The sequence below is a fragment of the Glycomyces endophyticus genome, from assembly GCF_039531525.1.
Taxonomy (GTDB): domain Bacteria; phylum Actinomycetota; class Actinomycetes; order Mycobacteriales; family Micromonosporaceae; genus Glycomyces; species Glycomyces endophyticus.
Genome location: NZ_BAAAQF010000004.1, coordinates 616,264 through 638,794 on the forward strand (window position 1 = coordinate 616,264; position 22,531 = coordinate 638,794).

Genomic DNA, 22,531 nt, shown 5'->3' on the forward strand with positions numbered 1-22,531 from the left:
GACCTGCGCACCAGCGTTCAATGGTAAGGCGTGAGGCCGCTCTCAACCAGGGCGGCCTCACACTTCACGGTCAGTCGCCCGGCGTGCTCTTGACGATGGACATCAGGAACTCGGCGTTCGTCTGGGTCTTCTTCAGCCGGTCGATGAGCAGGTCGATCGCCTGCTGCGGCTCCAGCGAGGAGAGGACGCGGCGGAGCTTCAGCATGACCGCCTGCTCCTCCGCGCTCATCATGAGCTCGTCCTTGCGGGTGCTCGACTGGTGCACGTCGATGGCCGGGTAGGTGCGCTTCTCGGCGATCTTGCGGTCGAGCTTGAGCTCGGCGTTGCCGGTGCCCTTGAACTCCTCGAAGATCACCGTGTCGCCCATGGACCCGGTCTCGACCAGCGCCGTGGCGATGATCGTCAGCGAGCCGCCGTGCTCGATGTTCCGCGCGGCGCCCAGGAAGCGCTTCGGCGGGTAGAGCGCGGTCGAGTCGATGCCGCCGGACAGGATGCGTCCGGAGGCCGGCGACGAGTTGTTGTACGCGCGGCCCAGCCGGGTGATCGAGTCGAGCAGCACGACCACGTCGTGGCCGAGCTCGACCAGGCGCTTGGCGCGCTCGATCGCGAGTTCGGCGACGGTGGTGTGGTCCGACGGCGGTCGGTCGAAGGTCGAGGCGATGACCTCGCCCTTCACCGAGCGCTGCATGTCGGTGACCTCTTCGGGCCGCTCGTCCGCGAGGACCACCATGAGGTGGCACTCGGGGTTGTTCGTGGTGATCGCGTTCGCGACGGCCTGGAGCACCATCGTCTTGCCGGCCTTCGGCGGCGAGACGATGAGGGCCCGCTGGCCCTTGCCGATCGGGGCCACGAGGTCTATCACCCGCGTGGTCAGCGCGTTCGGCTCGGTCTCCAGGCGCAGGCGCTCCTGCGGGTACAGCGGCGTGAGCTTGTAGAACTCGTCGCGCTTCTTCGCGTCCTCGGGGTTCATGCCGTTGACGGTGTCGAGGCGCACGAGCGGGTTGTACTTCTCGCGGCGCTGCTTGGCCTGCTGGCTGTTGCCGTTGCCGGGCTCCTCGCCGCGGGTGGGCTTCACCGCGCCGGTGATCGCGTCGCCGCGGCGCAGCCGGTACTTGCGGACCTGCGACATCGAGACGTAGACGTCGTCGGGCCCGGCCAGGTAGCCGGTGGTGCGGATGAACGCGTAGTTGTCCAGGATGTCGAGGATGCCGGCGACCGGGACGAGCAGCTCGTCGTTCTGCTGCGGCTGGCCGCCGCGCTGCTCGGACTCGTCGCGCCCGCCGCGCTGGCGGCGGTCGGAGCGGTCGCGGCGCTTGCGGCGGCGGCCGTCGCCCTCCCCGTCGCGGGGACCGCGGTCGTCGTCGTAGTCGTCGTTGCGCTCGTTGCGGCGCTCGCGGGACTCGGTGCGGGCCTCGGGCTGCTGCTCGTCGCGGCGCCCGTTCTCGCGACCGTTCTCGCGTCCGTCCTGGCGCCCGTTCTCACGGGTGCGGCGGCGGCGCTGCGGCCGGTCCTCATCGGACTCGATCACGGCGACGGAAGCGGGGACCTCTGCGGACCCGGTCTCGGCGACGTCGTGCGCGGTCGACTGCTGCTCCTGGCGACGGCGCGGCTGAGGCGGGCCGGCCGGGCGGGTGGCCCGGCGGGCGGCGTTGCCGCCCTTGGCGTCGGCGCTCTCAGAACCGTTGTCGCTCGGTGCGGAGTCGACAGTGGCCTGCGGACCCTCGGCGATCGGTGTGTGTTCGGAGTCAGGCACTGTCGGGGCCTCCTGTTCTGCGCTGGCACCGCCGGGCTGCGAGCCCGCATCCTGCCGTTCCTGGATGGCGGCGATCAGCTCGCTCTTCCGCATCCGGCCGACGCCCGTGATACCGAGCGATTGTGCCATCTGCTGGAGCTCGGGCATCAGCAGAGAGGCCAGACCGGTTCCTGCCCGACGGCGCTTCTTGGTCTCCGGAGATTCCTCCGAAGCAGACGCCGCATCGCTCATCCGGTCCGACGTCGTGCCGGTGGTGTCGCTCAATGGATTCCTTCCCTGGCGGAACTTCGAATGGGATTCGAGGAGTTTCCGCGTCTTTCAAATAGCCGCAATGCCGATGTTCTGGTCTGCGTCCCGCCATCGCTTCGACCGCCTCGGCCCTGCCGGGCGCGGCGGATGGAAGACGACGGTTGACACCGGGTGCAACACCCCTGGGCTGTCCGCTGGGCAGACGGTCCTGATCGAGGCGACGCCTCTGGGTTTGTGACCGGCGAGCTCGCGTTGAATGATCGTGCACGGTGAGACACGTGGCGCCGATCTCCGCTGATTGCGATCCATGCGGACAGCGACTGTTCCTTCGTCGAAACCGTGCCATGCCACGCTGGAGCTTTGCAAAGTCACAAATCCATGGTTGAGGGTGATGACCCAAACAAGAGATCAGGCGTGCGCTGGATGCGCCGCAGCTGTTGTGACCACAAGCATAAGCAAGGCTTCGAGCAGTCACGACACCGGGTGGTCGTCTAACTGGAATAGTAGCGCACTCTTGCCATTCTCAACAACGGACCCGAGGATCACTCGCTCACAACGGTTGCGACCTGCGCTGCGCCGCCGGCGACTTCGAGACGCCTCCGCTCGAAGCCCGCAGGGGCCTCGGGGACTTCGGCGTCGTCGATCGCCAGTGCGAGCACGGTCGGTCCCGCTCCCGAGATCGCCGCGGCGGTCCCGGAGGCGCGCAACTGCTGCAACAACCGCGTGCTCTCCGGCATTCCCGAGGCGCGGAACCGCTGGTGGAGGCGGTCGTCGGTGGCCTCGAACAGCCGCGAGGGCTGGCGCGAGACGGCCGCGACGAGCAGTGCCGCCCGCGAGAGGTTGAACACGGCGTCGGCGTACGCGACCCGCTCGGGGAGCGCGGCGCGGGCGACCGAGGTCAGGCCCCGGGACTGCGGGATGTAGACCCACGGGTGGATGCGCGGCGACGGGTCGAGCGCGACCGCCTTCGCGCCGTCCTCAGTGGAGTAGGCGATGGTGAAGCCGCCCAGCAGGCACGGCGCGACGTTGTCGGGGTGGCCCTCGATCTCGCCGGCGAGGGCGAGCTTCTGGCCCCGCGTCATGCCCGCGCCCGCGAGCGCGTCGGCGAGCATGATGCCGGCGACGATCGCCGCGGACGAGGAGCCGAGGCCCCGGGCGTGCGGAATCCTGTTGCGGCACTTGAGCTTCAGGCCCGGGGGCGCGAGGTCGAGCGACGCGAACGTGCGGAGCATCGCGGCGGCGACGAGGTGGCGCTCGTCGCTCGGGACGGTGCCGACGCCCTCGCCTTCGACCTCGACGGTGATCGCGGTGCCGCTGGTCGCCTCGGCGGTGACCTCGTCGCACAGGTCGAGCGCGAGCCCGAGCGAGTCGAAGCCGGGCCCGAGGTTCGCGGAGGTGGCCGGGACGCGGACGGTGGCCTGCGGACCGGTGCTGAACGCGCCCAACTAGAGCCCCAGCGCCGTCGCGGTCTTGAGCACGTCGACGGGGACGGTGTGCGGCTGCGGCGCGGTGGAGACGGCCCAGTCGGGGTCCTTGAGCCCGTTGCCGGTCACGGTGCAGACGATGGTCTGCCCGGGCTCGATCCAGCCGGCCTCGGCCTGCTTGAGCAGGCCCGCGACCGACGCGGCGGAGGCGAGCTCGACGAAGACGCCCTCGGAGCGGGCGAGGAGCATGTACGCGGCGTGGATCTCGCGGTCGGTGGCGGCGATGATGTCGCCGTTCGACTCCCGCTTGGCGTCGAGGGCCTTGGTCCAGGACGCGGGGTTGCCGATGCGGATCGCGGTGGCGATGGTCTGCGGGTGCTCGACGACGCGGCCGTCGACGATCGGGGCCGAGCCGGCGGCCTGGACGCCGAGCATCCGCGGCAGCTTCGTGGCCGCGCCCGCGGCGTGGTCCTCGTTGTACCCGAGCCAGTACGCGGTGATGTTGCCCGCGTTGCCGACCGGGAGGCAGTGGAGGTCGGGGGCGTCGCCGAGGACCTGCACGACCTCGTACGCGGCGGTCTTCTGCCCGAGGATGCGGTTGTAGTTCAGGTGGTTGACGAGCGTGACCGGGTACTCGACCGCGAGCTTGTCGGCGATGGCCAGGCAGTCGTCGAAGTTGCCGTCGACCTGGAGGACCTTGGCGCCGTGGACGAGCGCCTGGGCGAGCTTGCCGAGGGCGATCTTCCCGGCCGGGATGAGCACCGCGCAGGTGATCCCCGCGCGCGCGGCGTAGGCGGCGGCCGACGCGGACGTGTTGCCGGTGGAGGCGCAGATGACGGCCTTCGAGCCGTCCTCGACGGCCTTGGACACCGCGAGGGTCATGCCGCGGTCCTTGAAGGAGCCGGTCGGGTTGAGGCCCTCGATCTTGAGGTACACGTCGCAGCCGGTGCGGGCCGAGAGCGTCGGTGCGGGCAGGAGCGGCGTGCCGCCCTCCTGGAGGGTCACGACGGGGGTGGCGCCGGAGACCGGGAGCCGGTCCCGGAACTCCTCGATGAGGCCGCGCCACCCCGGGCGCATTGCTGCCGTGCTTACAGAACCGGACATGCCGCCCTATTCTCCTTCGACGCGCATGACGCTGGTGACCTGGTGCACCGACGTCAGCTGCGACAGTTCGTCAACGGTGTCCGACAACTGCTTGTCGGCGGCCGTGTGGGTGACCACCACCAGCTGGGCGTCGTCGCCGCGGCCGGACTGGTGGACGGTGGCGAGGCTGACGCCGTGGTGGGCGAAGGTGGCCGCCACGCGGGCGAGCACGCCGGGCTCGTCCACTACGTCGAGGCTGACGTGGTAGCGGGTGCGGGCCTCGCCGATGGGTTTCACCGGCAGGTCCTGGTAGGCGGCCTCGGGCGGGAACGCGGTGATCCCGCCGCGCTTGTTGCGCGCCACGGCCACGATATCGCCGAGCACGGCCGACGCGGTCTCGGTGCCGCCCGCTCCCGCTCCGTAGAACATGAGGCGGCCGGCGGACTCCGCCTCGACGAACACGGCGTTGTACGCGCCGTTGACGTTCGCGAGCGGGTGGTTGCGCGGGATCATCGCCGGGTGGACGCGCACGGACACGCCGTCGGCCTCCCGGGTGGCGATGCACAGCGGCTTCACGACGCGGCCCTCGGCGGCGGCCGAGGCGATGTCGGCGGCGGAGACGCCGCGGATGCCCTCGCGGTAGACCTCGCCGAGGTCGATATGCGTGTGGAACGCGAGCGAGGCGATGAGCGCGGCCTTCGCGGCGGCGTCGTAGTTGTCGACGTCGGCGGTCGGGTCGGCCTCGGCGTAGCCGAGCTCGGTGGCCTCGCCGAGGGCCTCCTCGAACGAGGCGCCGGACTGCGACATCGCGCTGAGGATGTAGTTCGTGGTGCCGTTGACGATCCCGAGGACCCGGTTGATCGTGTCGCCGTGCAGCGACTCGCGCAGCGGGCGCATGAGCGGGATCGCGGCCGCGGCGGCGGCCTCGTAGTACAGGTCCGCGCCGCCGGCCTTCGCGGCGGCCGACAGGGCCGGGCCGTCCTCGGCGAGGAGGGCCTTGTTCGCGGTCACGACGGACTTGCCCTCGCCGAGGGCGGTGGTGATCCAGGTGCGGGCGGGCTCGATGCCGCCGGCGACCTCCACGACGATGTCGACGTCCTCGCGCTTGACGAGGCTCAGCGCGTCGTTGGTGAACATCTCCGGCCCGACCGGCAGGTGCGAGCGGTCGCGGTCGAGGCGGCGCACGGCAATCCCGGCGATCTCGACCGGCTCGCCCACCCGGGCCGCCAGCTCCTCCCCGCGCGTTCGCATGAGGCGCACGACTTCACTGCCGACGTTGCCGCATCCGAGTAGCGCGAGTCTCATCGCTGGTGTCCTCTTTCCGTGGTGTGGCGCGTGCAGTGCGCCCGGGCTAGCCGACGTCGAGTCGAAGCAGGTCGTCGACGGTTTCACGAGCCAGGATCACCCGGGCCTGGCCGTCGCGGACGGCGACGACCGGCGGGCGCGGCACGTGGTTGTAGTTCGAGCCCATGGAGCGGCAGTAGGCGCCGGTTCCAGGGACCGCGAGCAGGTCCCCCGGCGCGACGTCCGCCGGGAGGAATTCATCTTTAACAACAATGTCGCCGGATTCGCAATGCTTTCCCACTACGCGGGCGAGCGCCGGCGTCGCGACGGACGAGCGCGAGGCGAGCGTCGCCGAGTAGGTGGCGTCGTACAGCGCCGTGCGGATGTTGTCGCTGATGCCGCCGTCGACCGAGACGTACAGGCGCGAGGCCCCGCCCGAGAGCGTCACGGGCTTGACCGTGCCGACCTCGTACAGGGTGAACATGGACGGGCCGATCAGCGTCCGGCCGGGCTCGATCGACAGGCGCGGGACCGCGATCCCGGCGGCCGCGCACTCGTCGTCGACGATCCGGCGCAGGCTCGCGGCGATGTCGGCGGGCGACTGCGGGTCGTCCTGGGTCGTGTAGGCCATGCCGAAGCCGCCGCCGAGGTCGAGCTCGCCGAGCACGATCCCGAGGTCGGCCTGGAGCTTCGCCTGGAGGCGGGCCACGCGCGAGGCCGAGACCTCGAACGCGGCGGTGTCGAAGATCTGCGAGCCGATGTGCGAGTGCAGGCCCAGCAGGTGCAGGTGCTCGGCGGCGGCGACGCGGCGCGCGGCCTCGTAGGCGACGCCGTCGGCCAGCGCGAACCCGAACTTCTGGTCCTCGTGCGCGGTCGCGATGAACTCGTGCGTGTGCGCCTCGACGCCCACGTTCACGCGGATCATCACGTTCGGGCGCTTCCCGAGCTCCTTCGCGATCGCCTCGATGCGCTCGATCTCCTGGAACGAGTCGGCGACGATGCGGCCCACGCCGATCTCGACGGCCTGGTGCAGCTCCGCGAGCGACTTGTTGTTGCCGTGCAGGCCCAGGCGGGCGGGATCGATCCCGGCCGCGAGGGCGACCGCGAGCTCGCCCGCGGTGCACACGTCGACGAACAGGCCCTCTTCGGCGGCGGCGCGGAGGACGGCCTTGGAGCAGAACGCCTTGGAGGCGTAGAAGACGTCGGCGTCGGCGAACGCCTCGGTCCAGGCGCGGCAGCGGGCGCGGAAGTCGTCCTCGTCGAAGACGTACGCGGGCGTGCCGAACTCCGCGGCGAGCTTCTCGACCGAGAGGCCGCCGATGTGGAGGACGCCGTCGGCGCGCTCGACGTTCCGGGCCCACAGCTGCGGGAGGATCGCGTTGACGTCCTCGGGCACGCCGAGCCAGGACGGGCGCAGGGAGTCGAAGTCGCCGTGCAGCGCGCCGGCCTCGTGGGTCCGCATTACATCCGCTCCGGGGCCGAGACGCCGAGCATGCCGAGCGCGTTGGCGAGGACGGTGCGGGTGGCGTCGACGACCCACAGCCGCGCGCGGTTGCGGTCGGTGGGCTCCTCGTCGCCGACCGGCAGGACCCGGCAGTCGTGCTGGAACCGGTGGTAGGACCCGGCGAGCTCCTCCGCGTAGCGGGCGATCCGGTGCGGCTCGCGCAGCTCGGCCGCGGTGGCGACCACGGCGGGGAACTCCGCGAGGGCCTTGAGCAGGTCCGACTCGCGCTCGTGCGTCAGCAGCGCGGCGTCGTACGACTCGCCCTTCGCGACGCCGCGCTCGGCGGCGTTGCGCAGGACCGCGGAGGTCCGGGCGTGCGCGTACTGCACGTAGTAGACCGGGTTGTCGCTGGAGTTCCTGGTCCACAGCTCGATGTCGAGGTCGATCGAGGAGTCCGAGGAGTAGCGGGCCAGCGCGTAGCGGGCGGCGTCGACGCCGACGGCGTCGACGACGTCGTTGAGGGTGATCATGTTCCCGGCCCGCTTCGACAGGCGCACGGGCTTGCCGTCGCGCACCAGGTTCACAAGCTGGCCGATGAGGATCTCGATCGTGCCCGGCTCGTCGCCGAACGCGCGGCTCATGGCCTTCATGCGGCCGATGTAGCCGTGGTGGTCGGCGCCGAGCATGAACACGAGCTTGTCGAAGCCGCGCTCGCGCTTGTCGAGGTAGTAGGCGCAGTCCGCGGCGAAGTAGGTCCAGCCGCCCTTGGAGTTCTTGACGACGCGGTCCTTGTCGTCGCCGAACGTGGTGGTGCGCAGCCACACCGCGCCGTCGGCCTCGAAGACGTGGCCGAGCGCGGTGAGCCGCTCCAGGGCGGCGTCGAGCTCGCCCTTGTCGTGCAGGTCCTTCTCGTTGAAGTACACGTCGAAGTGCGTGCCGAACTCCTCGAGGTCGGCCTTGATCTCGGCGAACATCAGCGCGACGCCGTCCTGGCGGAACAGCTCCCGCGGGTCCTCGGCGTCGAGGATGCCGGGCCGCTTGGCGACGACCTCGGCGGCGATCTCGTCGATGTAGGCGCCGCCGTACCCGTTCTCGGGGGTCGGCTCACCCTTGGCGCTGGCGAGCAGCGAGGCGGTGAAGTTGTCGATCTGGCTGCCGGCGTCGTTGAAGTAGTACTCGGAGGTGACCTTCGCGCCGGAGGCTCGCATGACGCGGGCGAGGGCGTCGCCGACGGCGGCCCAGCGGACGGCGCCGATGTGCACCGGGCCGGTGGGGTTCGCGGAGACGAACTCCAGGTTCACGTGGTGCCCGGCCATGGAGCCGTTGTCGCCGTAGGCGGGTCCGGCCTTGACGATCTGCCCGGCGATCTCGCCCGCGGCGGCCGCGTCGAGGGTGATGTTGAGGAACCCGGGGCCGGCGATGTCGACCTTGGCGACACCGTCGGCGGCGGCGAGGAGCTCGGTGATCTTCTCGGCGAGCGCGCGCGGGTTCGTGCCGGCCTTCTTCGCGGTCTGGAGCGCGATGTTGGAGGCGTAGTCGCCGTGCTTGGGGTCCCTGGGTCGCTCCACCGCCGTCTGGGCGGGCAGTACGGCGGCGTCGAGGCCGAGGGCCTCGAAGGCATCGCGCGTAGCGGACAGCACTTTCTCTGCGAGCGTCTCAGGAGTCACCCGGTAATCGTAGACTCCCGGCTTCGCCGCCCGCGAGTGATAAAGGCGCGTGTGGCCTGCACCGGTAGGTTGATGATCGGCAACCCGAACGGAAGGCTTCCGAACATGCGCACGCTTCGCACCGCCCGGACCGCGACCGCCCCCCTCCTCGTCCTCGCGGCGCTCGCCGCCTGCACCCCCGCACCCGACCCGACCGGCGACGGCGGGGCCGCGGCCGATCCGGACTCGCAGCAGGCCGCGCCCGCGATCGAGGGCGTGGAGAGCTTCTACGGCGAGTACGGCGACTACGTGACCGTGATGGCGGCGATCCAGGACGGCGAGGTGACCGCCGAGGACCTGGAGTACCCGTTCGTGGCGCAGCAGGAGCACGTCGACGCCCAGAACGGGTGGGACGGGCAGCCGCCGGTGTACGAGATGACGCCGCCGGCCGGCGGGAACCACCTCGGCCAGTGGCAGACCTGCACCGGCTCGGTGTACGACGCGCCGCTCGTCGACGGGCACGCCGTGCACTCCCTGGAGCACGGCGCGGTGTGGCTGACGTACGACCCGGAGCTCGTCGAGCAGGCCGCGGTGGACGCGCTGGCGCTGCTCATCCAGAAGCGGGACTACGCGCTGATGAGCCCGTACCCGGGCCAGGGCGTCCCCGTGTCGCTCCAGTCGTGGGGGAACCGCTACCAGACCGACGACCCCGCCGACCAGGTGATCGAGGACTATCTGGACGAGTACGTCCAGAACGAGCGGTTCAACCCGGAGGCGCAGGCGCCGTGCTCGGGCGGTGTGAACACGACCGCCGAGGGGTAGGCGCCGGTGGGCGGGGCGCGCCTCGGCCGGGCTCCGACTGTGCTCTGAAGAAGGTGCCAGGCCCGACCGGGTAAGGTGGCCTACGCGAGTGGTGTTCATGCCGGGCCCTCACCCGGTGCCGCTCCGGCTCCACCCGTCGTCGACGAAGAGGCACGCCCCGCGATATGGCTACGAAGAAGCAGACCGCCACCAAGAGCGCCGGCAAGGGCAGCACTGGCAAAGGCACCGACAAGGACAAGGCCGAGGCCAAGGACGCCGACAAGGCGCCGGCCAAGGACTCGGGCAAGGCCGCCTCGGCGAAGGGCGCCGGCAAGGGCCCCGCCAAGAAGAGCGCCTTCGACAACAAGGACGCCAAGACCGGGCCCGCCCGCAAGGGCCGCGCTGTCCAGGTGAAGCAGCCGAAGCCGTGGGGCCTGATCCTCACGTTCGGCGGCGTGGGCGTCGTCGCGCTCGGCCTGATCGGGGCCGCCGTGTTCGTCGTCTGGGACCGGAGCCAGCCGCCGGAAGGCGTCACCGACTACTACGGCGAGTACGCGAACTACTCCGAGGTCGCCGCGGCCCTCTCCGACGGCGACGTCACCGAGGAGGACCTGGAGCACCCCTGGGTGGTCCAGCAGACCCACGTCGACGCCGACGAGGACACCGCGAACGACACCCCGGTCTACGAGACCGTCCCGCCGACCGGCGGCAACCACCTCGGCCAGTGGCAGACCTGCACCGGCTCGGTGTACGCCGCCGCGATCCTCGACGGCAACGCCGTCCACTCGCTGGAGCACGGCGCCGTGTGGCTGACGTACGACCCGGCGCTGGTCGACGGCGACGGCATCGCGCAGCTGTCGGAGAAGATCAACGGCCGCGACTACACCCTCATGAGCCCCTACCCGGGCCTCGGCACCGAGGTGTCGATCCAGGCGTGGGGCGTGCAGTACCAGACCGAGAACCTGGACGACCCGAAGCTCGACGAGTTCCTGGACTACTACATCCAGAACGCCGACAACGCGGCCGAGGCGAACGCGGTCTGCTCCGGCGGGGTCTCGACCACGGTCGAGGACGCCGGCCAGATGCCGACCGGCTGACGCGGGCGAACCTTTCGGTCCGCCGCTCGTTAGGCATGAAGGAGGCGCGGGCGCTCCCGCAGGGGCGCCCGCCGAAGGAGGACGAATGACCGGCTTGTGGCGCAGGCCCGCGGTGCTCATCGCGATCACCGCCGTGCTCATGCTCGCCGCCGGCGGCGCGGTCGGCTGGGTGGCCGGCACTTCGACCCCCGCGAACGACTCCGTCGAGGCGGGCTTCGCCCGCGACATGATCACGCACCACCAGCAGGCCGTCGACATGGCGATGTACGAGTGGCAGAACGGGTCCGACGAGACCATGAAGGCCGTCGCGTACGACATCGCCACCGCGCAGAGCGCCGAGATGGGCATGTACCGGACCTGGCTGCGCCAGTGGGGTGCGCAGCTCTCCAGCGGCGAGCCGATGGCCTGGGCGGGCGAGGAGCACGCCCACGACTCGGAGTCGAACGGCGGCCTCATGCCGGGCATGGCCTCCGACGAGGAGATGGCGGCGTTCAAGGCCACCACCGGCACCGACGCGGACGTCATGTTCGCGAACCTCATGATCGACCACCACATCGGCGGGGTCGACATGGCGAAGGCCGCCCTGGACCTGAGCGACGACCCGCTGGTCGCGGACGCGGCCCAGCGCACGATCACGGTGCAGCAGGCCGAGATCGAGAACCTCGAAGGCCACCGCGACCGGATCCTCTCGACCATCGAGAACTAGGGAGTCCGCCGTGAGCGACAACTGGGGACCGCGGTACGGCGACCCGGCGCACCCGACCACCGGGGAGCTGCCCCGGGTCGGCGACGGCCGCGGCACCGACGAGCTCAAGACCGTCCAGGTCGACACCGTCGACGGACCGGTCCCCCACCCGCGCGAGCCGTCCCGGCCGCGCTACTCCTGGGAGGAGCACCCCGACCACGGCCGCGCCGAGCCGTCCGCGCCCCGCGCGGACGCCGAGCCCGGCGGCTGGTCGGTCCCGCGCGTGGGCCGCGAGGGCTCCGAGCCCAACCGGTTCCGGTACTCCTGGGAGACCTCCCGACCGCGCGTGGAGCCGTCCCGGCCCCGCACCGACGACACCACCCAGTTCGCGCGCGTCGGCGACGGCCTGCGCGGGGCGGTCGGGCCCGTCACCGTCCAGGTCGACCACGTCCGCGTCGACGGCGGCGTCCGCTCCGACGACACGCAGCTCCTCCCGACCTCGGCCTTCATGCGGCCCCGGCGCGAGGAGATCCCCGACGCGGTCGAGTCGCCCCAGCCGGAGCCGGGCACCGGGTCGATGCCGGCGATGCGCCACCAGATCGGCCCCGACTGGACCCAGACCCCGCTGCGGCTCCTCGCCGCCGCCGTCATCGCCATCGCGGTCCTCGGCGCCTCGGCCGCGAGCCTCATCACGATCGGCAACTGGATCAACCCCTGACGGCCTGAGAATGTCGCACCCTTGCGGGAACATGGACATATGGCTACCTGGGACGACGTTGTCGAGATCGCGATGCGCTACCCCGAGGTCGAAGAGACCACCAGCTGGCGGACCCCCTCGCTCAAGGTGAAGGGCCGCTTCTTCGCACGACTCCGCACCGAGGCCGAAGGCGGCCTCGCGATCGTCTGCGACCCGAGCGACAAGGCCGCCTTCCTCGCCTCCGGCGACCCGGCCTTCTACACCACGCCGCACTACGACGGCTCCGCGATGATCCTCGTCGACCTCGACCGCATCGACGAGCCCCGCCTCGCCGACCTCGTCGAGGACGCCTGGCTCCTCAAGGCCCCCGTCCGGGTCCGCAAGGCCTACGAACAGTGCCGGGACGAATGACAGCGAGAGGGCCCGGCCGCATCAGCGGCCGGGCCCTTGAAGTCATCGATTCGCCGGTCAGTCGAAGAGCTGCTCCACTCGGTCCACAGTGACGGCCCTGACGAACCAGCGGTCGAGCTCGTCCTCATCCGAGACGCCTTCTATGCGGGCGCGAGCCGGCTCGGAGACTCGGATGCCGCGGGCGTCGAGGACCTTCAGCAGCGACCCGATCTTCCCGCGCCGCTCACCCTTGAGCTCCAGCTTTCCAGCCGGGCTCTCAAGATATTCCTGGTACGTCATGCTCATGTATTCCTCCAGTACGGTGCATGCTTCGTCCGAGAGAAGTCGCATCGCCCATCCAGCATACTGCTGGCGGTCGGACTCGGAAAGCTCGTTGAGCCTCCGGCCGAGCCTGTGGGCGATCTGTTCGGCCTGCGGACCTCCGCAAGCGGCTTTGAGGATCAGAATCTCCACGGCCTCCCTGGCGCCTCGGTGTTCGTCGATCTCCAGGAGCTCCTCCGGGTCGATGACATCGGGTAGGAGTGTGAAGCCGGGAGGTCCGACTTCGATCGGCCGCCGCGCCCAGTCCGCCGTCACCGCATCGGTGCAGATCGCCAGCAACCGCACCTGGCATCTGAGGCGCGCCCGCAGGATCGTCAGATACATCGGCCAGCTGTAGTGCTTCCGATTGTCTTGGCCACGTTGAACTTCGATGATGACGGCAAAGACGGGCACACCTGCCTCGTCTCGGAACACGGCCGCGTTGTCGCAGTTGAGTTCTAGCGGGTCGTTGTTGGTGAGCGCCTCCGATTCGGGAAGTGCGCTGGCGTACGCGGGGAGCGCGGCGCCGAGCGACTTGACGAGCAGTTCTGCCGCGAGTTCAGGACGGGCCTGGAACAGGCGGATGGGGACCTCATGCGAATGGGTGACCATGACATGAAACGTTATTGACGCTCACCGCACGACTCGCGTTCCGACACTCCGACACGCCTGTCGTTTCGAGTGAAGAGTGTCACCTTTCGAGTGAACGGGTTCGGGGCCACCCGCAAAGCGGCTGGCCCCGAACCCGTTGCGGTGCTTAGACGATGATGCCGGCGCCGACGGTGCGGTTGTCGGACTCGTCGATGAGGATGAAGCCGCCGGTGGCGCGGTTGCGGCGGTAGTCGTCGCAGAGGAGGGGCTTCGTGGTGCGGAGGGTGACGCGGCCGATCTCGTTGAGGCGCAGTTCGGTCGCGGACTCGTCGCGGTGGAGCGTGTTGACGTCGAGCTGGTACTGGACGTCCTTGACGATGGCGCGGGCGTCCGAAGTGGTGTGCTTGACGGCGTACTTGCCGCGCAGGCGAAGCGGGCGGGCCTCGTCCATCCAGCAGACCATCGCCTCGATGTCCTGGGAGACGCGCGCCTGGTTGCCGGGGCGGCAGAGCATGTCGCCGCGGGAGACGTCGAGCTCGTCCTCCAGGCGGACCGTGACCGACAGGGGCGGGAACGCCTCGTCGAGCGGGCCGTCGGCGGTCTCGATGGACGCGATGCGGGAGGTGAAGCCGCTGGGCAGCACCATGACCTCGTCGCCGGGCTTCATGACGCCCGAAGCGATCTGGCCCGCGTAGCCGCGGTAGTCGTGGTTGTCGCTGGAGTGCGGCCGGATCACGTGCTGGACCGGGAAGCGCACGTCGACGAGGTTGCGGTCGGAGGCGATGTGGACCTTCTCCAGGTGGTGGAGGAGGCTCGGGCCCTGGAACCACGGCATGTTCTCGGAGCGGTGGACCACGTTGTCGCCCTTGAGGGCCGAGATCGGGACGACGGTCAGGTCGGGGACCTCGAGCTTCGTCGCGAACGCCTTGAACTCGTTCTCGATCCGCTTGAACACGGCCTCGTCGTAGTCGACCAGGTCCATCTTGTTGACGCACAGGACCATGTGCGGGACGCGCAGCAGCGAGCACAGGAACGCGTGCCGGCGCGACTGCTCCACCAGGCCCTTGCGGGCGTCCACGAGGATCAGGGCCAGGTCGGCGGTCGAGCCGCCGGTGACCATGTTCCGCGTGTACTGGATGTGCCCGGGGGTGTCCGCGATGATGAACTTCCGCTCGGGCGTGGCGAAGTAGCGGTACGCGACGTCGATCGTGATGCCCTGCTCGCGCTCGGAGCGCAGGCCGTCGGTCAGGAGCGCGAGGTCGGTGTACTCGTCGCCGCGGCCGGCGGAGACGGCCTCGACGGCGTCCCACTGGTCGTCGAAGAGCGACTTCGAGTCGAACAGGAGCCGCCCGATGAGGGTGGACTTCCCGTCGTCGACCGAGCCGGCGGTGGCGAAGCGCAGCAGTTCGTGCGTGTCCTCGCGCGAGGTCAGCGTGTCGGTCATCTAGAAGTACCCTTCCCGCTTGCGGTCTTCCATGGCCGCTTCAGAGGTCTTGTCGTCGCCGCGGGTCGCGCCGCGCTCGGTGATGCGCGAGACCTCGACCTCGGCGATGATCTCCTCGATCGTCGTCGCGTCGGACCGCACCCCGGCGGTCAGGTTCGCGTCGCCGACGGTGCGGTAGCGGACGGTCTCCTTGAAGACCTCCTCGCCCTCGCGCACCTGGATGAACTCGTTGACGGCGTAGAGCATCCCGCCGCGGTCGACCACTTCGCGCTCGGAGGCGAAGTACACCTCGGGCAGCGGGATCGACTCGGAGCCGATGTACCTCCACACGTCGAGCTCGGTCCAGTTCGACAGCGGGAACACCCGGATCTGCTCGCCCGGGTGCACACGCCCGTTGTACAGGTTCCACAGCTCGGGCCGCTGGTTCTTGGGGTCCCACTGGCCGAAGTCGTCGCGGAAGGAGAACACGCGCTCCTTGGCGCGGGCCTTCTCCTCGTCGCGGCGGGCCCCGCCGAAGAGGGCGTCGAACTGGTACTTCTCGGCGGCTTCGAGGAGCACGGGCGTCTGGATGCGGTTGCGGGTGCCGTCCGGCGGCTCGGTGACCATGCCGCGGTCGATCGCGTCCTGGACGGAGGCGACGATGAGCTGGACGCCGGTCTCCGCGACCCGGCGGTCGCGGTAGTCGATGACCTCCGCGAAGTTCTGGCCGGTGTCGACGTGCATCACCGGGAACGGGACGGGCGCCGGCGCGAAGGCCTTCTGCGCCAGGTGCAGCATGACGATCGAGTCCTTGCCGCCCGAGAAGAGCAGCACGGGGCGCTGACAGGTGGCCGCGACTTCACGGAAGATGAAGATCGCTTCGGCCTCCAGCGCGGCGATATGGCTGATTCGATAGTCGCTCACCGGCGCAGTGCTCCTCTCGGCTCGACCCCGGACGGGGCTTCGGTCGGTGGTATCGCGGCCCCGGCGGGGCCGGGCGGTCAGTCGCCCGCGACGGCGCCGAGCAGCGGCTCGGCCAGGTCGGGGCGGCAGACCAGCAGATCGGGAAGGTAGGGGTCGGCCTCGTTGTACCGCAGCGGAGCACCGTCGATCCGCGTGGCGTGCCAACCGGAGGCCAGGGCCACCGCGACCGGCGCGGCGGAGTCCCACTCGAACTGGCCGCCGGCGTGGACATAGGCGTCAACTGTACCGGCGACCACGGCCATGACCTTGGCTCCGGCCGACCCCATCGGGACGAGTTCGGCGCCGAGGGCGGCCTCTGCGGCGAGCGCCTGAGCGGGCGGTCGGGTGCGGGACACGGCGATCCGGGGCTTCGCGGGCGCCTCGGCGGGCACCGCGGAGACGCGGTCGGTGCGCAAGGTCACGCCCTGGGCGGGGAGCGCGACGGCGGCGGCGGTGAGGCCGAGGCCCCGCTGCCACAGCGCGACGTGCACGGCCCAGTCGTCGCGGCCCTCCTCGGCGTACTCGCGGGTGCCGTCGAGCGGGTCGACGATCCAGACCCGGTCGGCGCCGAGGCGCTCGGTGCCGACGCGGCCCGACTCGCCCTTGCCCTCCTCTGAGAGGACGGCGTCGCCGGGGCGCTCGGCGCCGAGGCGGGCGAGCAGGAAGTCGTTGGCGCGCAGGTCGCCGGCGGATTTGAGGGCGCGGGCGTCGGCGAAGCCGAGTTCGGCCCTGATCCGGAGCAGCAGCTCCCCCGCGCCGGTCGCCAGCTCGGCGGCGAGCGCGGTGTCGGCGGGCGCCGCGGCCTCGGGCGTGGCGGTCGGGGCTCCGGTCTCGGACGCGGGGCCTGGGGCGTCGTGCATGCCGGTCAGTCTACGCTGCGGCCGTTCCGCGTCCAAATGTTGAGCGGCCATGTCCCGCGCAATGGGAGGGTGTCCCGGGTGCAATCGAACTCCAACCGTCGGTGCCGAGCTGTCGGACCCCCGCGCCGTCGTCGGCGCGGGGGCGCTTGCCTGCCGCCGCGACCGGCCGGGGCCGGAGCGGCGGTCGTCTAGTACGCGCCCTGCGGGCGCAGGATCGCGGTGACGGTGCGCAGCAGGATCACGAAGTCGAGCGAGAGCGTCCAGTGCTCGACGTACCGCAGGTCGAGGCGCACGGCCTCCTCCCACGCCAGGTCGGAGCGGCCGGAGACCTGCCACAGGCCGGTCATGCCGGGCTTGACGGCGAGGCGGCGGCGCATGTCGGACTCGTAGGCGGCGACCTCGACGGCGAGGGGCGGGCGGGGCCCGACCAGGCTCATGTCGCCGCGCAGGACGTTGACCAGCTGCGGGAACTCGTCGATGGAGAAGCGGCGCAGGTACTTCCCGACGCCGGTGATGCGCGGGTCGTCCTTCATCTTGAACAGGACGCCGTCGCTCTCGTTGAGGTGCGCGATCTCGGCGAGGCGGCGCTCCGCGTCGGTGTACATGGTGCGGAACTTCCAGATGGTGAACGGCTGGCCGTTCTTGCCGATGCGCTCCTGCTTGAACAGGGCCGGGCCGGGCGAGGAGCAGCGGATGAGGAACGCGGCGCCCAGGAGCAGCGGGGCGAGCATCAGGAGCATGACGGCGGCGCCGAGCCGGTCGACGGCGTCCTTGGCGACGCGGCGGACGCCGGTGAGGCGCGCGTGGTCGAGGTGGAGCATCGGGAGCCCGTCGACGGGGCGGACGGTGGTGCGGTCGCCGGCGACGTCGACGAGGGCGGAGGCGACGATGAGGTCGACCTCGCTGCGCTCGAGCTTCCAGGCGAGGCGGCGCAGGGCCCGGCCGTCGATCTCGGGACAGGACAGGACGATCACGGTGTCGGCGCGCTCGGCGGCGACGGCCTCGGCGATGCGGTCGAAGCTGCCGCGGACGCGGGTCGTGAACTCCAGCAGGGCGCCTCGGGGGCGCTCGGTGGGCAGGCACGCGGCGACGACCTTCAGGCCGTGGTAGTGCTCGCGGCGCAGCTGCACGATGAGCGCGGCCACGGAGGACTCGTGCCCGACCAGGACGACGCGCTTCATGCACCTGCCGGAGCGGCGCATCCGGTGCAGCCACTTGCGCCACGCGAAGCGGGCGGTGATGGAGAACGCTGCGGCCGTGGGGATCGCGATGAGGACGAACACCCGCGAGGTGGGCACCTCGAGTCCATAGGAGACGATCGCGACGACGGCGGTGAGGCCGACGGCGGCGTGCACCACGCGCTGGTACTCCTCGGTGCCGACGAACAGGTACCGCTTCTCGAAGGCCCGCGAGAGCCCGAGTGCGGCGATCCACACCGCGGGCAGGGCGACGAGCGCGAGCGCGTAGACGCGAGTGTGCCCGTCGAGGTGCCCGAAGCGGGCCGCGAACGCCAGGCCCGCACCGAGGATGCCGGCGGCGATGTCCGATCCGATGATCCCGGCGAAGTACTTCCGCTGCCACGCCGGCCGGCCGCCGTACGGGCGGCTCCCCTGCGGGCCGATGGAGTAGACGCGGCCGCGCGCCGCTGTGCCCTGGATGCTCTCGCGTGCCTCGGTAACCGTCACAAGGGATCTAACGATCGAGCGGACGAAGAGTGACGGACTCGTGACGCTCAGGAGTACATGAGACTAGTCCGCAGGTGAGGAATCACCCGAACGGGTTGCGGTGCAGGGAAAGGCTGCGAGGGCGCTACTGCGCGGTCGGCTCGGTGGGCTTCGGTGCGTTGACGGCGTTCTGCGCCGTCACGAAGCCCTTCTCGATGATCGCCTCGACCGCGTCGGCGGCGAGTTCGATGCCGAGGTCCACTTCGGGCCGTTCGGCCTTCGCGAAGTCCTTGAGGACGAAGTCGGCGGCGTCCTGGCGGCCGGGCGGGCGGCCGACGCCGTAGCGGACGCGGGCGTAGTCCTTGGTGCCGAGGGACTTCGAGAGCGAGCGCAGGCCGTTGTGGCCGCCTTCGCCGCCGCCGCGCTTGATGCGGATCTCGCCGAAGGGGATGTCGAGCTCGTCGTGGACGGCGATCACGTGCTCGGGGTCGATGCCGTAGTACTGCGCGAGCGGCGCGACGGCGTCGCCCGAGAGGTTCATGAAGGTCAAGGGCTTCACGAGGATGACGCGAGGCCCGCCTACCCCCAGGCGGGCCTCGCAGACTTCGGCGCGGGCCTTGCGGACCACGGCGAACTTGCCGCCGACGCGTCGGGCGAGCACGTCGGCGACCATGAAACCGACATTGTGACGGTTCGCAGCGTACTTCGACCCGGGGTTGCCCAGGCCGGCCACGAGCGTCGGAGTGTCGGTCATGAGTCGAATCTACTCCGCGGGGGCCTCGGCCTCGGCGGTCTCCTCCGCGGCGTCCGCGGCGTCGTCGTCGGCGGCGGCCTCGGCGCGCGGCTCGGCGACGGTGGCGACGGTCTGCTCGCCGTCGTTGAGGATGACGACGCCCTTGGGCACGGTGATCTCGGCGACGGTGCGCTGCGAGCCGATCGCCAGGCCGTCGAGGTCGACCTCGATGGACTCGGGGATCTGGGTGGCCTCGGCCTCGATGTTCAGGCTGGTGAGCTCGTGGACGACCAGGCCGCCCTTCTCCACCTCGCCGGTGAACGAGATCGGGACGTCGGTGGTGATGGTCTCGCCGCGGCGGACGATCAGGAGGTCCGCGTGGACGACCTCGTCCCTGAGCGGGTCGCGCTGGATGTCCTTGGGGATCACCAGCTCGCGGGTGCCGTCGGTGACTTCGACCTGGATGAGCTGGTTGAGGCCGCCCTTGCGGAGGACGGCGGCGAACTCGAGACCGGGAAGGGAAATGTGGCGCGGCTTCTCGCCGTGGCCGTAGACCACCGCGGGAACCTTTCCAGCCCTGCGCGTACGGCGGGCACCGCCCTTCCCGAAGTCAGTGCGAGGCTCTGCGCTGATACGAACTTCGGACACGGAAATACTCCCCTGTGTTTTAGCAACGATTCATGCGGCGCTCGACGCTCACGTCGGCATTCAGAAGGGCACAGCAGCCCTGAAAAGACCTACGCCTTTGCGTCGATTACGGCGCCCTCTGGAGGACACCCTCGCCGTCGGCAACCCCACCAGAGTACTACGCGCATCCGGTGGGGCTTGAAACGGGCGTCGATATGTGACTTAGGAGAGGCCGCCGAACAGGGTGGTGACCGAGCCGTCGTTGAAGACCTCCCAGATGGCCTTGGCGACGAGCGGCGCGATGGAGAGGGTGGTGATCTTGTCGAGGTCCTGCGCCTCCTTGGGGAGCGGCAGGGTGTTGGTGACGATGACCTCGGAGACGGGGGCGGCGGCGAGGCGCTCGACGGCGGGGCCGGACATGATCGCGTGCGTGGACGCGATGACGATGTCCTCGACGCCGGACTTGGCGAGCATCTCGGCGGCGGAGCAGATGGTGCCGGCGGTGTCGATCATGTCGTCGATGAGCAGGCAGGTGCGGCCCTCGACGTCGCCGACGACCTTGTGCGCGACGACCTGGTTGGGCTTGAGCGGGTCGCGGGTCTTGTGCACGAACGCGATCGGGCAGCCGCCGAGGCGGTCGGACCAGCGCTCGGCGAGGCGCACGCGCCCGGTGTCGGGCGACACGATGGCCATCGGCCGGTCGCCGTACTTCTCCTCGACATACCGGGCGAGGGTGCCCATGGCGAAGAGGTGGTCGACGGGGCCGTCGAAGAAGCCCTGGATCTGGGCGGTGTGCAGGTCGACGGTGAGGATGCGGTCGGCGCCGGCGGTCTTGAACAGGTCGGCGACGAGGCGGGCCGAGATGGGCTCGCGGCCGCGGTGCTTCTTGTCCTGGCGCGCGTAGGGGTAGAACGGGAGGACGATCGTGATGCGCTTGGCGGAGCCGCGCTTGAGCGCGTCGATCATGATGAGGGTCTCCATGACCCACTCGTTGATCGGCGCGGGCATGGACTGGACGACGAAGGCGTCGCAGCCGCGGACGGACTCCTGGTACCGGACGAACAGCTCGCCGTTGGCGAACGAGTACGCGCTCATCGGGGTCGGCGCGACCCCCAGGTGCTTCCCGATCTCCTCGGCCAGCTCCGGGTACGCGCGCCCGGAGAACAGCATGAGCATCTTGGAGTTGACAGCGGACATGCTCGCCATGACGTGGGCTCCCCCAGTAGGTCGTCTCACCTGAACCTCGACGGTTCCAGTGTCCCCGACCGGCCCGGTCGGCGGTAGCCGACCGGGGCGTTTAGTGTCGCGTCACGCTTCGGACACTCCCGCCTCACCTTTCGCTCGCCTTGCTGCTTTGTCGGAGACGGTGCCGGGGCGCTTCTTGGCGACCCAGTCGGTGAGCGCGGCCTGGCGGGCGCGGGCGACGGCGAGGTCGCCGGGCTCGACGTCCTTGACGATCGTGGAGCCGGCGGCGACGTACGCGCCGTCACCGACCGAGACGGGCGCGACCAGGACGGTGTCGCAGCCGACGAACGCGCCCTCGCCGATCTCGGTGTGGTGCTTCTTGACGCCGTCGTAGTTGGCGACGATCACGCCGCAGCCGATGTTCGCGTCGGCGCCGACCGTGGCGTCGCCGAGGTAGGCGAGGTGGGCGGCCTTGGCGCCGGGGCCCATGTCGAGGTTCTTGGTCTCCACGAACGCGCCGATCTTCGAGCGCTCGGCGAGCTTGGAGGCGGGGCGCAGGTGCGCGAACGGGCCGACGTGGGCGCCCGGACCGATGTGGGCCTGGAGGGCGTGCGAGCGCACGACCTCGGCGTTCGCGCCGACGATGGTGTCGGTGAGCGTGGTGTCGGGGCCGATCTCGGCGCCGGAGTCGACGGCGGTGGCGCCCTTGAGCTGCACGCCCGGGTGCAGGAGCACGTCGGGGGCGACCTTGACGGTGGCGTCGATCCAGACGGTCGCGGGGTCCTCCATGGTGACGCCGGACTTCATCAGCTCGGTGTTGATGCGGCCCTGGAGGATGCGGCGCAGCCCGGCGAGCTGGGCGCGGTCGTTGCAGCCGAGGACCTCGGTGGGGTCGTCGACGACGACGGCGCCGACGGCGTGGCCGGCCTCGCGGGCGAGTTCGAGGACGTCGGTGAGGTACTCCTCGCCCTGGTCGTTGGCGGTGTCGAGGCGGGCGAGCTGCTCGCGGAGCACGTCGGCGTCGAACGCGTAGGTGCCGGAGTTGATCTCGCGGATGGCGAGCTCGGCCAGGTCGGCGTCGCGGTGCTCGACGTTGCGCAGGACGTTGCCGTCGACGTCGCGGACGATGCGCCCGAACCCGGTCGGGTCGTCGACCTCGGCGGTGAGGACCGTGGCGCCGTTGCGGGCCTTCTCGTGGACCTCGACGAGCTCGGCGAGCGTGTCGGCGCGCAGGAGCGGGGCGTCGCCGCAGGCGACGATGACGGTGCCGGTCAGCTCCGGGTTGGCCTCCATGGCGATGCGCACGGCGTGGCCGGTGCCCAGCTGCTTGTCCTGGAAGACCGTGGTCGAGGCGGGGGCGTGCTCGGCGAGGTGCGCGCGGACCTGGTCGGCGGCGGCGCCGACGACGACGATCTGGCGCTCGGGCCCGACGGCCTTGACGGCCCGGAGGACGTGGCCCAGCAGCGAGCGGCCGAGCAGCTCGTGGAGGACCTTGGGACGGGCGGACTTCATGCGGGTGCCCAGGCCGGCGGCCAGGATGATCGCAGAACGCTCACTGCTCATGATGGGCCATGGTAGTCGGTGGCGCCGACATGAACGGCCCGGGCCGCC

At 70.6% G+C, this 22,531-nt stretch carries 19 protein-coding genes and 1 pseudogene; 5 read left to right on the forward strand and 15 right to left on the reverse strand.

The features are described 5' to 3' along the window. Nucleotides 1–70: 70 nt before the first annotated feature. The 6 genes from rho to argS all read right to left on the reverse strand — a co-directional run bounded on the left by rho (nucleotide 71) and on the right by argS (nucleotide 8,904). The gene (gene rho / locus ABD419_RS05980; protein ID WP_425555952.1) at nucleotides 71–1,906 is read right to left on the reverse strand and encodes a transcription termination factor Rho; all 1,836 of its coding nucleotides are present in this window, start codon (nucleotides 1,904–1,906) and stop codon (nucleotides 71–73) included. Between the two features lie 638 nt (nucleotides 1,907–2,544). After that, complete coding sequence (gene thrB / locus ABD419_RS05985; protein WP_344483082.1) at nucleotides 2,545–3,447, reverse strand: homoserine kinase; 903 nt, start codon at nucleotides 3,445–3,447, stop codon at nucleotides 2,545–2,547. Further along, nucleotides 3,448–4,503, reverse strand: coding sequence for a threonine synthase (gene thrC, locus ABD419_RS05990; protein ID WP_344483468.1), 1,056 nt, complete (start codon nucleotides 4,501–4,503; stop codon nucleotides 3,448–3,450). It abuts the gene before it with no gap. A 33-nt stretch (nucleotides 4,504–4,536) separates the two neighbouring features. Further along, nucleotides 4,537–5,814: a homoserine dehydrogenase gene (locus ABD419_RS05995; RefSeq protein ID WP_344483085.1), complete on the reverse strand. Its 1,278-nt coding sequence runs from the start codon at nucleotides 5,812–5,814 to the stop codon at nucleotides 4,537–4,539. Nucleotides 5,815–5,860: 46 nt separating this feature from the next. Beyond that, complete coding sequence (gene lysA / locus ABD419_RS06000) at nucleotides 5,861–7,255, reverse strand: diaminopimelate decarboxylase (RefSeq protein WP_344483088.1); 1,395 nt, start codon at nucleotides 7,253–7,255, stop codon at nucleotides 5,861–5,863. Next, nucleotides 7,255–8,904, reverse strand: a complete 1,650-nt coding sequence (gene argS, locus ABD419_RS06005) for an arginine--tRNA ligase (RefSeq protein ID WP_344483091.1) — start codon at nucleotides 8,902–8,904, stop codon at nucleotides 7,255–7,257. Before argS ends, lysA begins: the two co-directional genes overlap by 1 nt. Nucleotides 8,905–9,009: 105 nt before the next feature. On the opposite strand from argS, the gene ABD419_RS06010 reads away from it, so the two are divergent. From ABD419_RS06010 to ABD419_RS06030, 5 genes are all read left to right on the forward strand, one after another. Continuing rightward, nucleotides 9,010–9,705, forward strand: a complete 696-nt coding sequence (locus tag ABD419_RS06010) for a thioredoxin-like domain-containing protein (RefSeq protein ID WP_344483094.1) — start codon at nucleotides 9,010–9,012, stop codon at nucleotides 9,703–9,705. 164 nt (nucleotides 9,706–9,869) lie between these two features. Then, complete coding sequence (locus tag ABD419_RS06015; protein WP_344483096.1) at nucleotides 9,870–10,781, forward strand: DUF3105 domain-containing protein; 912 nt, start codon at nucleotides 9,870–9,872, stop codon at nucleotides 10,779–10,781. A gap of 85 nt (nucleotides 10,782–10,866) precedes the next feature. Then, on the forward strand, nucleotides 10,867–11,487 hold the full coding sequence (locus tag ABD419_RS06020) for a DUF305 domain-containing protein (protein WP_344483099.1): 621 nt from the start codon (nucleotides 10,867–10,869) through the stop codon (nucleotides 11,485–11,487). Between the two features lie 10 nt (nucleotides 11,488–11,497). Further along, complete coding sequence (locus ABD419_RS06025) at nucleotides 11,498–12,184, forward strand: hypothetical protein (RefSeq protein WP_344483101.1); 687 nt, start codon at nucleotides 11,498–11,500, stop codon at nucleotides 12,182–12,184. Nucleotides 12,185–12,223: 39 nt separating this feature from the next. Further along, the gene (locus ABD419_RS06030) at nucleotides 12,224–12,574 is read left to right on the forward strand and encodes an MmcQ/YjbR family DNA-binding protein (RefSeq protein WP_344483104.1); all 351 of its coding nucleotides are present in this window, start codon (nucleotides 12,224–12,226) and stop codon (nucleotides 12,572–12,574) included. Nucleotides 12,575–12,631: 57 nt separating this feature from the next. On the opposite strand, the gene ABD419_RS06035 is transcribed toward ABD419_RS06030, so the two are convergent. The 9 genes and pseudogenes from ABD419_RS06035 to glmU all read right to left on the reverse strand — a co-directional run bounded on the left by ABD419_RS06035 (nucleotide 12,632) and on the right by glmU (nucleotide 22,483). Beyond that, the gene (locus tag ABD419_RS06035; RefSeq protein WP_344483107.1) at nucleotides 12,632–13,486 is read right to left on the reverse strand and encodes a hypothetical protein; all 855 of its coding nucleotides are present in this window, start codon (nucleotides 13,484–13,486) and stop codon (nucleotides 12,632–12,634) included. Nucleotides 13,487–13,631: 145 nt separating this feature from the next. Next, nucleotides 13,632–14,909 carry a sulfate adenylyltransferase subunit 1 gene (locus tag ABD419_RS06040; RefSeq protein WP_344483110.1) on the reverse strand — a complete coding sequence of 426 codons (1,278 nt, stop codon included), beginning with the start codon at nucleotides 14,907–14,909 and terminating at the stop codon, nucleotides 13,632–13,634. After that, nucleotides 14,910–15,821: pseudogene (gene cysD / locus ABD419_RS06045) on the reverse strand (sulfate adenylyltransferase subunit CysD); the annotation flags it as partial. Between the two features lie 68 nt (nucleotides 15,822–15,889). Beyond that, nucleotides 15,890–16,711: a 3'(2'),5'-bisphosphate nucleotidase CysQ gene (locus ABD419_RS06050; RefSeq protein WP_344483112.1), complete on the reverse strand. Its 822-nt coding sequence runs from the start codon at nucleotides 16,709–16,711 to the stop codon at nucleotides 15,890–15,892. 188 nt (nucleotides 16,712–16,899) lie between these two features. Beyond that, the gene (locus tag ABD419_RS06055) at nucleotides 16,900–18,396 is read right to left on the reverse strand and encodes a sugar transferase (protein WP_344483114.1); all 1,497 of its coding nucleotides are present in this window, start codon (nucleotides 18,394–18,396) and stop codon (nucleotides 16,900–16,902) included. Nucleotides 18,397–18,520: 124 nt separating this feature from the next. Beyond that, nucleotides 18,521–19,129, reverse strand: coding sequence for an aminoacyl-tRNA hydrolase (gene pth, locus ABD419_RS06060; RefSeq protein ID WP_344483117.1), 609 nt, complete (start codon nucleotides 19,127–19,129; stop codon nucleotides 18,521–18,523). A gap of 9 nt (nucleotides 19,130–19,138) precedes the next feature. Continuing rightward, nucleotides 19,139–19,756: a 50S ribosomal protein L25/general stress protein Ctc gene (locus ABD419_RS06065; protein WP_344483120.1), complete on the reverse strand. Its 618-nt coding sequence runs from the start codon at nucleotides 19,754–19,756 to the stop codon at nucleotides 19,139–19,141. 201 nt (nucleotides 19,757–19,957) lie between these two features. Further along, the gene (locus ABD419_RS06070) at nucleotides 19,958–20,941 is read right to left on the reverse strand and encodes a ribose-phosphate diphosphokinase (RefSeq protein WP_344483123.1); all 984 of its coding nucleotides are present in this window, start codon (nucleotides 20,939–20,941) and stop codon (nucleotides 19,958–19,960) included. A gap of 102 nt (nucleotides 20,942–21,043) precedes the next feature. Next, the gene (gene glmU / locus ABD419_RS06075) at nucleotides 21,044–22,483 is read right to left on the reverse strand and encodes a bifunctional UDP-N-acetylglucosamine diphosphorylase/glucosamine-1-phosphate N-acetyltransferase GlmU (RefSeq protein WP_344483125.1); all 1,440 of its coding nucleotides are present in this window, start codon (nucleotides 22,481–22,483) and stop codon (nucleotides 21,044–21,046) included. Nucleotides 22,484–22,531 lie beyond the last annotated feature (48 nt).